The organism is Nostoc sp., from assembly GCF_036917755.1.
Lineage (GTDB): Bacteria > Cyanobacteriota > Cyanobacteriia > Cyanobacteriales > Nostocaceae > Nostoc.
Map to the genome: position 1 here is coordinate 19,269 of NZ_JBALFC010000033.1, position 11,118 is coordinate 30,386.

Annotated in this window: 6 protein-coding genes and 2 pseudogenes; 3 read left to right on the forward strand and 5 right to left on the reverse strand. The window is 37.4% G+C overall.

All coding sequences use genetic code 11. The features are described from left to right. Window positions 1-54 precede the first annotated feature (54 nt). A pseudogene (locus tag V7L05_RS09245) lies at window positions 55-495 on the forward strand (transposase); the annotation flags it as partial. A gap of 67 nt (window positions 496-562) precedes the next feature. On the opposite strand, the gene V7L05_RS09250 reads toward V7L05_RS09245, so the two are convergent. From V7L05_RS09250 to V7L05_RS09270, 5 genes are all read right to left on the reverse strand, one after another. Further along, on the reverse strand, window positions 563-1,834 hold the full coding sequence (locus V7L05_RS09250; protein WP_335163877.1) for a glycosyltransferase family 4 protein: 1,272 nt from the start codon (window positions 1,832-1,834) through the stop codon (window positions 563-565). A gap of 16 nt (window positions 1,835-1,850) precedes the next feature. After that, window positions 1,851-3,689, reverse strand: a complete 1,839-nt coding sequence (asnB, locus tag V7L05_RS09255) for an asparagine synthase (glutamine-hydrolyzing) (RefSeq protein ID WP_335163878.1) — start codon at window positions 3,687-3,689, stop codon at window positions 1,851-1,853. Window positions 3,690-3,895: 206 nt separating this feature from the next. Further along, window positions 3,896-4,633 carry a phytanoyl-CoA dioxygenase family protein gene (locus tag V7L05_RS09260; protein ID WP_335163879.1) on the reverse strand — a complete coding sequence of 246 codons (738 nt, stop codon included), beginning with the start codon at window positions 4,631-4,633 and terminating at the stop codon, window positions 3,896-3,898. Window positions 4,634-4,787: 154 nt separating this feature from the next. Then, entirely contained in the window at window positions 4,788-5,666 is an 879-nt protein-coding gene (locus tag V7L05_RS09265) for a class I SAM-dependent methyltransferase (RefSeq protein ID WP_335163880.1), read from the reverse strand. 224 nt (window positions 5,667-5,890) lie between these two features. Continuing rightward, the gene (locus V7L05_RS09270; protein WP_335163881.1) at window positions 5,891-7,144 is read right to left on the reverse strand and encodes a sulfotransferase; all 1,254 of its coding nucleotides are present in this window, start codon (window positions 7,142-7,144) and stop codon (window positions 5,891-5,893) included. 774 nt (window positions 7,145-7,918) lie between these two features. Between V7L05_RS09270 and V7L05_RS09275 the strand changes: the two genes are divergently transcribed. Both V7L05_RS09275 and V7L05_RS09280 read left to right on the forward strand, forming a co-directional pair. Further along, on the forward strand, window positions 7,919-10,714 hold the full coding sequence (locus V7L05_RS09275; RefSeq protein WP_335163882.1) for a phytanoyl-CoA dioxygenase family protein: 2,796 nt from the start codon (window positions 7,919-7,921) through the stop codon (window positions 10,712-10,714). Window positions 10,715-10,760: 46 nt separating this feature from the next. After that, window positions 10,761-11,024: pseudogene (locus V7L05_RS09280) on the forward strand (Tab2 family RNA-binding protein); the annotation flags it as partial. Window positions 11,025-11,118 lie beyond the last annotated feature (94 nt).

The following is an 11,118-nucleotide window of genomic DNA, read 5'->3' on the forward strand; positions in this document are numbered from 1 at the left end:
CCACGTTTGCTTTGGGATAATGTTAAAGATATCATCGATGATACGACTTGTCTTGAAGATTATAAAAGAATTGAATTGTTATCTTGGAATGAAGAGGAGTTGAAATCAGGTAAAATAATTAAAATAAAAAAGTTCCCTCAAGCTAAAAAAGTGAAACTCTTCCGGATAACTGTCTCGACCGACAGAACGGATTTTATCGCTACAAATGATTTATCTCAAGATTCTACGGACGTTGTACAAAAAGTGTGTAAAGTTCGATGGAAGGTTGAGGAGTTTCATAGAGAATTAAAGCAATTGACTGGTATCGAATCATGTCAATGCCGTAAGGGTCCTATTCAAAGAAATCATATTGCCTGCGCTATTTTAGTCTGGCTTCGGCTCAAAGATTTAGCTTATAGAACTGGTAAAACAATTTATCAAATTAAGCATGGATTGCTATCTAATTATTTAGTTCAGCAACTAAAACGTCCGGCTGTTCCTATGTTTATCGCGTAGTTGTTTAGGCGCACGGCGCGGTGTAACCGCGCCATTGCTTGTGACAGTTGCGTAAGTCCTGACCTGATTAGTTACGTTTGGAATGAAAATCATTGCTAGTTTGTCTGTAAAAATCAACAAGCTGATTAATAACCTTTTCTGGTTGTAAATCCTGTATTCTCTGATATGCTTTTTCCCCTATTTCCAATCTTTTTTCTTCGGTTAAGTTTAACACTTCCTTTATAACTCTTAACAGATCTTGAGAGTTATCTTTTTCGCACAAAAAACCACTTACTCCATGTTCGATTAATTGTTCAAAACTTGTGCCATTTGTAGCAATAACAATTCGTTTATGTCCCATAGCCTCAATACAGGTATTAGGAAAATTATCTATTCTAGATGGTAAAACCACAGCATAAGCATTAGCAACAATAGGATAAAGATAATCGTGAGTTAACCTGTCAAAATGAATTACTCTGTCCTTATTTTCTGCTGCATTTTCCCTGATTTTATCCATCGTACTTTGTCCCTGAAATCCTAAATAGCCTTTATCCCTGCCAACAAAGACAAAGTACAAATCATCCTTAAAAGCTAATAAAGAATAAATTATTTCTGCAATTAATCCGCATCCCTTGACTATTCCAATTGTTCCAAAGAATAGTAGATATTGTTTATCTTCTAAATACTCCTCGTAAATACTATAATTTAGTGATTCAGTCTCAATAATAAACGGTGTTTCGATAACCCTTACATTTTTTCTAACAATCTTTTCTATTGTTCTTGCATTGAGTTTGCTAGGACAAAATAAAGCATCTGATAGTTTATTAACCAAATCTTCTTGCTTTTCCATTAACCAAATATCTAGTGTTCTTTTTAATCCATAGGCATCATTCCATTGAGGCAAATATCCAGAAATGCGAGTTACTTTAGGGACATTTTTTAGACGAAATAATCCAAGGGCTGCACAATTTGGATATTGAACAAGAGATATGGGATGTTCAATTTTTTTGAGCTTCTCTCTTAATTGCCAACTCATTAAAACTTGGATGGTAGAGTGATACAGTTTTCCAAAAGTTATCCAATTCCAAAATCTAAATAGAGAATCATTATACTTCCTAGCCTTAAATATTTCAAAAAATGTCCCAGTGTAAACTCTAAATCTATGTACTTCAATGCCTTTATGGATAAATACATCCTCATTTTCGTGGGAGAGGACAAAAACAATCGGTCTATGTCCAAGTTTTTTTAAACCTAATGCAACTCTATGAACATAGTTAGATAGTCCGGCATCAAAAAAATCTTCAGTAACATACTCACTTGTTACTAGAACAATTGTTAAAACTGATTTAGAATTTTCCATAACTAATCTATGAATATTAGATATTTTGATTAAGCCATTCATCTAAAACAAGGAGTAACCAAAGTGAATTAGTTTGTTCTTGTTCAATCATTTTTTGAATTGTTTTTGGACGGAAATATTGATATAGTTTACATCCAGAATCTAGAAACCGCGCCTCTAATGCTTTTCTATAATTGCCTTGAGCAGATAAATATTTCTCAATAGGAGGATTAAATCCCATCTTCCGACGATGTAAAAAGTCTTGAGGATAATAGCGACTCAGTAATTTTTTAAAAAGCAACTTTCCTTCCCAATTTCCTTGAGAGTTTTTGGCAATGTTAAGAGACTCAGGAATACTTGCTGCAAACTCAAATACTTTGGTATCAACAATTGGTGTTCTCACTTCCAGTCCGTTCATCATACTGGCTATATCTACCTTTGTCAAAATACAAGATGGCATATAGTTTTTGATGTCTAAATATTGAGCTTTTTGATTCCAATCATAATTACGAACTTTCTTGTATTCATCTTCAAAAATCTCTATCGGCTGATTAACTATACCATCATGTTCTCTTCTCCATAATTCCAGACGATCGCCAGAAGACATTTGAGTTATATGCCTAAACCAAGTTTGCAAGTCAGGAATACGATACGGATAGTGATCTCGTTTCCAAAAACGACTAAAAGGATCAGTTAATCGTTCCCATCTGGGCTTTTTTTCTTGGTATTTATGTAACCAATATAACCAATCAAGATAATTATTATAACCAGCAAAAAATTCATCGCCTCCATCCCCTGATAAAACCATTGTCACTTGTTGACGCGCCATTTTACTGACATAGTATGTCGGGATTGCTGAACTGTCACCAAACGGCTCGCCATAATGTTTAATTAATTTAGGCAAAAGCTCTTCCAGGGCTTCCAGCTTAACAATTTCTGTATGGTGTTCTGTTTTCCAGATTTTAGTTACAATTTCCGCATATTGCAGTTCGTTAAACTCATTTTCCTCAAAACCAATACTGAAGGTTTTAACAGGTTGTTCTAGTAATTGACTCATATACGCAACTATTGCGCTTGAATCAACACCTCCTGAGAGAAATGCTCCAAACGGAACATCAGACACCAAATGTGCTTTGACTGATTCCTTGAAAACAAAGTCAAATTCTTCTAACCAATCTGCTTCATTTTTAGTTTTATTTGGCTTGAAGTCCAAATGCCAATATTGCTTGCTTTCAGAAATAGTACCGCCAAAGGTAACACTAATATAATGAGCGGGAAGTAATTTTTTTATCTGTTGAAATATAGTTTTTGGAGCAGGAATATATTTTAACCAAAGATATTGATCAACTGCTTGTAAATCTATATCTAAGTTAGTTGAAAGTTGACGTAAAGCTTGGATTTCTGAAGCGAAGGCAAAAAAAGTGTCGGTAAAAATATAATATAAAGGCTTAATTCCTAATTGATCGCGAGCAATGAAAACTTTTTGATGATTCAAGTCAACAATGCCAAAAGCAAACATTCCGCGAAATCTTTGGACACAAGAATCTCCCCATTCTTCATAACTATGTACAATTACTTCTGTATCAGAGTTGGTTTTAAATCTATGACCTTTACTAACTAACTGTTGTCTTAGTTCTTGATAGTTATAAATTTCTCCATTAAATGTTATCCATATAGTCTCATCTTCATTACAAAGTGGTTGCTGTCCTGTATCTAAATCAATAATCACTAATCGCCGATGACCAATACCTACTTGTCCATTGATCCAGATCCCATCGCCATCTGGTCCACGATGACTAAGGGAATTTGTCATTAATTGAATGTCTTCGCGATTAGCTTTTTCTTGGAATTGAAGAATGCCAGTGATACCACACATAAAGACTCTTATTTTCTCTAAAAATAGATATTGACCATATCAAAACTAGCTATTCACCCTAATTTAACTACCCATATATTTTCACACTAAACTACAACATCCTGTTTAAAAAGGGAATGTTGCTCAGTATTTACCCTTCTCACACAATAGGTAAGATGTATCAGTAAGTATTTTTGAGTATAGAATTAATAACTTTCGGTTTATTTCTAAGAATAGATTTTATTCCTGATTTCATCAGCATTCTTGAGGAGATTTGCAAATTCCTCCTCAGTAATCATGCGATTCTGATTTTTGAGATAGCCGATACTCTTCCAATGAGGTTGGCGACTATACAAGTCCATGAAATTACTGTTGAGAAAAAACTCACTATCTGCATAGATCAACTCAAACCTCTGTTCATTTTCTTTAAAAAAGAAAGTTGGCGTAGCATCACTAGGAATACAGAGTATTTGAATCGCAATGCGAGACTGATCTGAATCATTCTGGCGAGACCAGTGAATGAGTCCATCATCAAAAATGATCGCTTCTCCTGCTTTCATTGGAAATGGTTTGAGATATTTCTCAATCAGTGCCTCTTGGAAATTGATAAAATAGGCGGGACTATTTGGTGCTTCAATATGGGGCAGAATTTTGTGACTACCCTCAACAACCTGAATAGCACCGTTTGATTCAATAACATCTACTAGTGGACACCAAATAGTCACTGTAGTGTCATTAATATCAGAGATAGCTGGCCAGTTTTGATGAATTTGAAACTCACCTGTATGAGGTGGTTTGACATAAAAATTGCAGTTGAGAATTTCGTACCCTACAAGGTAGTCATTTACAAAAGGTGTAAATATCCCTCTAATTAGATTGTAAGTTTGACGTTTATATTCAAGATTTGAGTCTAAAAACGAACAATGGTAAGAGTTTTTTAGCACAAAATTCTCGTCTGCATGCATCTTACCTATTTCCGTTAGAAGATATAGGACTTGTGCCGAAGACAACATAGGAACTTGTGCATAGCCTTTACTCAAAAAGCTTTTTTGTAAGTTATCGTCCTGAAATACTTGTCGCATAGTATTTTTTTACTTTAAAGCACTAAATTGACAGAGATTAGCTAGAAATTTTAGTTGCAGATATGATCATATAGTGTCTCACATCATTTATCAAGATAGGTAAGGAAGCTTTCCAGTTTTGCCATTCTTTATGTTCTACCTTCCCGAGTGAATATTCTGCATCAACCCACGTCTCTAAATTATTACAAAAACTCTTCCAGCACAAATCTGTTGCATCCTCTAAATAGATATTGTCAAACCCTGTTTCAGCAAGGAGTATTTCATAATCCCTGATGTTGTCCAGATGATTGCATTGTGGAACCAACCATGAATCTGACAAATTTAAGTGATTAAATATAATATCGGTAAGTATAAGATGCCCACTAGGTTTCAAAACACGAGATGCTTCTAAGATAAAATCTCGGCGAGTGTTAAAATGGAAGGCCGCCTCGACGCTCATTAACAAATCAAATTGTGAATCCCCAAAGGTTAGTTTTGTCGCATCCATCACTTTGAAAGAACATAAAGGAGTATTCTCGCAACAACGTTGAATTTGACGTTCCGAAAAATTTATGCCAACTACTTGTGATTCTGACCACCTATCTTTTAGTTTTTTGGTCGTAGCTCCAAAACCGCAGGCAACGTCTAGAACAGTCTTCGGTTCTTGGATCACAAATGACAATAATTTATCTACTAATTTATGACAAGCAAGTTTTTGCGTAGGTATTCCCTCTTCCCAATACCCAACGTTATAGAAACCACTATTAAAATACTTACGAATCATTGGATTGAAGATTAAATCGTCATAGCTCAGGACAAATTCATTGCTGGATTTATCCTCATGTTCGTCAACAGAAATAATAGGATCTACAGAAAAGCCTAAAAGTGTTCTAAATCTCTTATGTATAACTGAAAAAATCTGTTCAAACAAAGACATAATTTATTTTATGAATTAATCCGAAAGTAATATATCACTTTTCAATCAAGTTGGGAATTTATCTAATTTTTTTACAGACGCTAATTTGGCAATCACCGAGTAAATTACAAATCCCAAAATGGGAATATTCATCGTAGCTGAAACGAGGAAGAACACTCCAGTACTTATAAAAATTCGTGAAAAGTTGATTTTTTTTCATTATTACGGATATATTCCATTAAGGATCACTCCCAGTCAAATTTCATGCCTAAATATTCTTCTAGCTGCTGATTATAAGGGCGATAAAATTCTTTGAGTTGTGAGCGTAAATTATCAGAAATAGGCGAGTAAGAGCCAACATTGCTATTTCTGTAAAAACGAAGTTGATTATAAGGTAAACCTAAGAAGTCGTAAACTTGGTTCATCGTAGCTGAAGGATTGCCGAATAAATCTTCACTCTTGAGGATTAAAAACTGGTCTCTAGGAAAAACAGATAACCATTCTTTAAGATGATATATATACAGACTGTAAAGCAGATGAATCATGTTACTAGAAGATAAAGCTTCAATCGAGAACAAATCAACTGAATTGTCTCCTACTTGTTGAATTTGTTCTATACAAGCAGAAATTGCCAATTCTCGTTTGTTTTGTTCGGATACTGATTTATGATAAAGAGAATAAGAAGAAATTGTACGTTCAATTGGATTTCTTAAAAGAACAATTAGCTTTATATCTGGAAATAAACTAAATACTTTCTTAGCTATGCTGGGATGATGAAGATAAATGGCAGATGCTTCGCCAGTTAGGCATTTAGTTTTGTCTAAAATTGCTGGGAAATGAGCTTGATAAAAATCAGTCCCATACTCAAAAAAATTCGTGAAAAAATAAAGTTCTTTATCAACAGATGGAAGAACTTGAGGATGGGCAGTTAGGTATTGATAAAGAGAGGTTGTACCACATTTCATAAACCCTGGAATGAGAAAATCTGGTCGCCCTTTCTTATTAATATCCCAATGCTTTTTAACTATTTCAGGATAGGTTTTAAATGTTTGTTTGTAGCTAGCATTCTGGTAGTAAGCTATTGCTTCTTCTGTTTTTCCTTGTTTAGTTAGTAAAATCCCTAGCACTACATCGGCAAGAGGGTAATTGGGTCTAAAAGCACTTAAAACTATATCAATAATGGGGATGTTAGGCTGATTTTCAATTACCTTACGAAGGGTAGTGATTCCTTCCTCTAGCAAACTAGGATCGATTTTTTCTCCCAATCTAGATAAATCCAATAAAGCAAATTTCAGATTATAGTACCTTTGTAAGTCCCAGTAACCAAGAAAATTTCTCGAATCAACTTGAATAGCCTTTATACAACGGTATATTTTTTCCTCATATTCAGTTCTACAGATATAGGAGTCCTCGCCTTTTATTTGGAAACTCTCATTGTTAGGCTTAATCTTTAAAACGTTTTTACAGTATGTAATCAATTTTTGTAACAAGTTTGACATAGTTAAATTCTAGGGAGAAGATTATTTGAAAACTGTATGTTAAGAAGTCTAAGTTTTTATCAATAAAGTCGGACTACTATTTTTTTCGGAATAATCCACCAAAAAAGCCTTTATTCTTACGGTTAAAAGCCGTTTTTGGTATAAATTCTGACTTGTCCACAAATTTTGGATTTTCGGGTATCCCTTTTTCCTGTCGGTACTTTCTAAAAAATGCATCTCGATCTAGTGATTCGGGTTCAAAGTCTATTGTTCCGAGATTCCTGTACCATTCTGGTCTTTTCCCTTTTATAAGCTCCGTGAAATTATCATAGTAAAAGTTGTCGTCTGTCTCATAAATTCACCTCCCTTACGGGTAGGTGAGAGGCTTCTTTTTGTTTCAGCTAACGATGATAACATGGTCATAAGGCTTTGTAGTTTAACAATAGACAGCCTATGGATGAACTAAGGACAAACACACCATTAGAGATTATTATGGATTATTGCGCTGGGAAATTCCTAACTATAGGACTCCTATTTGATTTTTGAAAAAAATTCGTACAACTCGAAAGGGCTGATTCCCTACTCCCTACTCCCATTCGGCTACGCTCACGGCAAGCCTACTCCCTATTCCCTGCCTACGCAAATAAATTCAAAAATCAAATCGGATTACTATATTTGAATAAGTTTCAAAAAAGTTAATTCAATTAATTATCATAGATCGACACATACCAATCGAGTTTTATCGACAGCAAGTTCAATATAGGTTCCGCAGATGGCGGAAAATAGGGAAGTACTATGAGACAGTTGTTTGCTGACTTAACATTGCAGGATCGGTTCCTGCTTGCTGGATATGTTCAGGTTCCGATGCTCTCTGCCGAAGAAGTATCCTACTTGTTCGCGGAAATGCGGAAATTACGTCCCGATGATAACTTTAACCCACAACCTGATCAAAAATATCAGCCTTCTGATCACTGCTCTTTTCTTGATAAGAACGTGGATTACAAACGCCAAGCCTTTGACTTGATTGAAGAGGTATTCGATCCTCATCTAAAGCGGTATATGCCGAACTTCGAGATTGTTAGTGCCAACTTCTACGTTAAGCCGCCCCATTCGGGGGTATTTACTATACATCAAAACTGGCCACTACTGCCTCTTGAGGATACAACAGTAACTCTATGGTGTCCTCTCCAAGATGTAGATGTTCACAATGGCGGAATTCACGTTGTTCCCAGTAGCCATAAAATTCTTCCCCACGTTGAAGGTGTCCTTTGCCCGCCATATTTCAAAGACTTTCAAGAAGCTCTGATTGAAAAATACCTTCAGCCAATACCGATGCATGCTGGAGAAGGGCTGATATTCGATGATGGACTGATCCACTGGTCGCCAGTGAATGACGCTGAGGAAGCAACAATTGCTGTGCAGATTCTTTGTGTGCCAAGTGATGCAACACCAATTGTACATTTCTTTGATCGCAATCATCCAGAACGCTTCGAGAAAATTGAGGCGAGTAAAGACTTCTTTCTATCTCAGTTAATAACCGATATGACTGTCCGTCAGCCCCACTGGAAAAGCTTGGGCTTTGTTGAGAACAAGAACCGTTATATTTCTGAGGAAGAGTTTGTCGAACTGCTCAAGAAAGGGGACGAAATCCGCGAGAAAATCTACTTTCCGAACACAACTCCTTACTCCTTGGCAATTACCATGCGAAATATACTTCTAGATGAAACCCAGAATAGCCTGTTGATAAAAAGAGGGTATATTCAGCAGCAGATCCTCTCAGAATTAGAAATTCAGTATTTGCTGGATGAGATTCGCAATATCTGTCCTGAAAGTGATTTTTTGCCCCAAGGAGATGCCTCTTCACATCCCTACATTTTTGCCAGTTATATGCAAAATATTCAGAAAGTACGTGAAGTTGGTTCCAATATTATCCAAGAGGTTCTATTTCCGCATATCGCGCAACTTTTTGACAACTACCGTATTATCAGTTGTGGATTGTTTGTTAAAGCTCCAAAAGGTGGTTGGATTGACGTTCATTATCACCGGACAGTCGTTGACGACCTGAAACATTGGGTGATAGATATATGGTGTCCCTTAATGGACACAAATATTTCTAATGGCGCGTTTCATGCTGTTCCAAAAAGCCACAAAATCTTTCCAGAAATCGTTCATAATACGTACAGCGACCCTCCTTTCTTTCAAAATTACACACAGATTATTCGAGAGAAATACTCGGTCGCACTACCATCAAAGGCAGGGCAGGCAGTCATTTTTGAAGATAGTATGCTTCATTGGTCGCCAAATAACATGACGAACCATGCACGATATGCTATTCACTGTGCATGTATTCCAAAAGAAGTAACTCCCATTCATGTCCATTTTAACCCCAGCTATCCTCAGCAATTTGAACTCTATGAGGCGACAGATGAATTTTTATCTAAAACTGTTTTCGGCAGACTTTTGTCTCAGCCAATCGATCTGAATTTGCTGGCAATTGTTCCAAACAACAATCGCAATTACACACTGGAAGAGTTTGAAGAAAGAATGCATAATGCCGATCAAAGTCGGCATGAATTACTTGAGCGAGGGGACGAAATCCGCCAGAAAATCTACTTTCCGAACACAACCCCTTACTCCCCAGCAATGCATCCAGAAACGAGTGTGAGTTTGGTTCATAATCAGGGGGGAATGACTCCAGAGCCAGCGAAAGTGCCGCCAGTTCTGACTCGCATTATCTCCACATGTAGGCATCTCTTGGGTATGAAGCCTCAATCGGCGAAGGTACTATCCGTTCCTCAGATATCAGGTGTTATGCGTGACGCTCGCGCTCCGATTAACCAGCATACGATTTCTGATGTCACCGATTACTATAACGAGTGGACGCAACGCTACATCGAAGGCTTCGGAGAGGTTTTTCAGGGATCGAGACCAGATTCTACAGATGAACTGTTCGATTATATTATTGACGCGGCTAATTTAGAAGATGGATTGACAGTGTTGGATGCCGGGTGCGGTGTCTGCGGCCCTGCCATGGGGTTAGCCGAACGCCGAAACCTGACGATTGAGGCAGTCACACTTTCCGAGGTTCAGGTCGCCGAGGGGCAACAACGCATTAAGGATCGGGGACTGCAAAACCGTATTACTGTAAGAAAAGGGGATTTTCACCGACTTGCGGAAATCTATCCACCCGCTCACTTCGACCGAATTTTGTTTCTGGAATCGCTCTGTCACGCTGAGGATTACCGAGTGGTTCTCCGACAGGCAAAACAAGTCTTGAAGCCAGGTGGGTTCATTTACATTAAGGACTTCTACACAGTAGATCACCGTTCCCGTCCCGATCTGCTCGAATTACAGGCGGAAGACCTGCGCGAGTTAAACCGAATTTACTGTCTGGTTATGCCAGATCTCCCTAGTACCGTGGACATTATCAGTGAGTTAGGATTTCATATCTTTTATATGCGGCAGCCACTGTACACCTATTCCTCTGCGATCTGGGAAAACTTCATGCGTCATACAAATGTTTTCTGGGTTCCGAAATTGGGAAACCCAGATCGAGTCATAGGAACGATCGAGTTTTTACTAAAAGTCTGAAAGCTAGTGGTAAATATGTAGTGAAATCTGATATTTACCACTAGCAAATGTCGAACCTACCCGCCACACCTTGGCGTTAAAGCAGTGGTTACAAGAAAAGCAATATCCCTCAGCGCTGGATAAACCACCCCCAGCACCATTACCAGAGAACCTCTGGGGAGAACAATGGCGTTTTGCGACTCTAGCTGCTAGTGATGTAGAAACGAGATTTAGCGATCGCCCCATTCCCATTTTGCACATCCCAGAACATCTCAAACCGATAAATTTGGGTTTGGCATCAACAGTCCCCGTTCCTGGTGTGGTAATTTACTAGCGTGGCAAAACTTACTAGAGAAGAGTGAAAATCCTGTAATCTTGACCTTGTAGCGAAATAATGGTGCAAAAACTTGGCAAGAAAAAGTCTA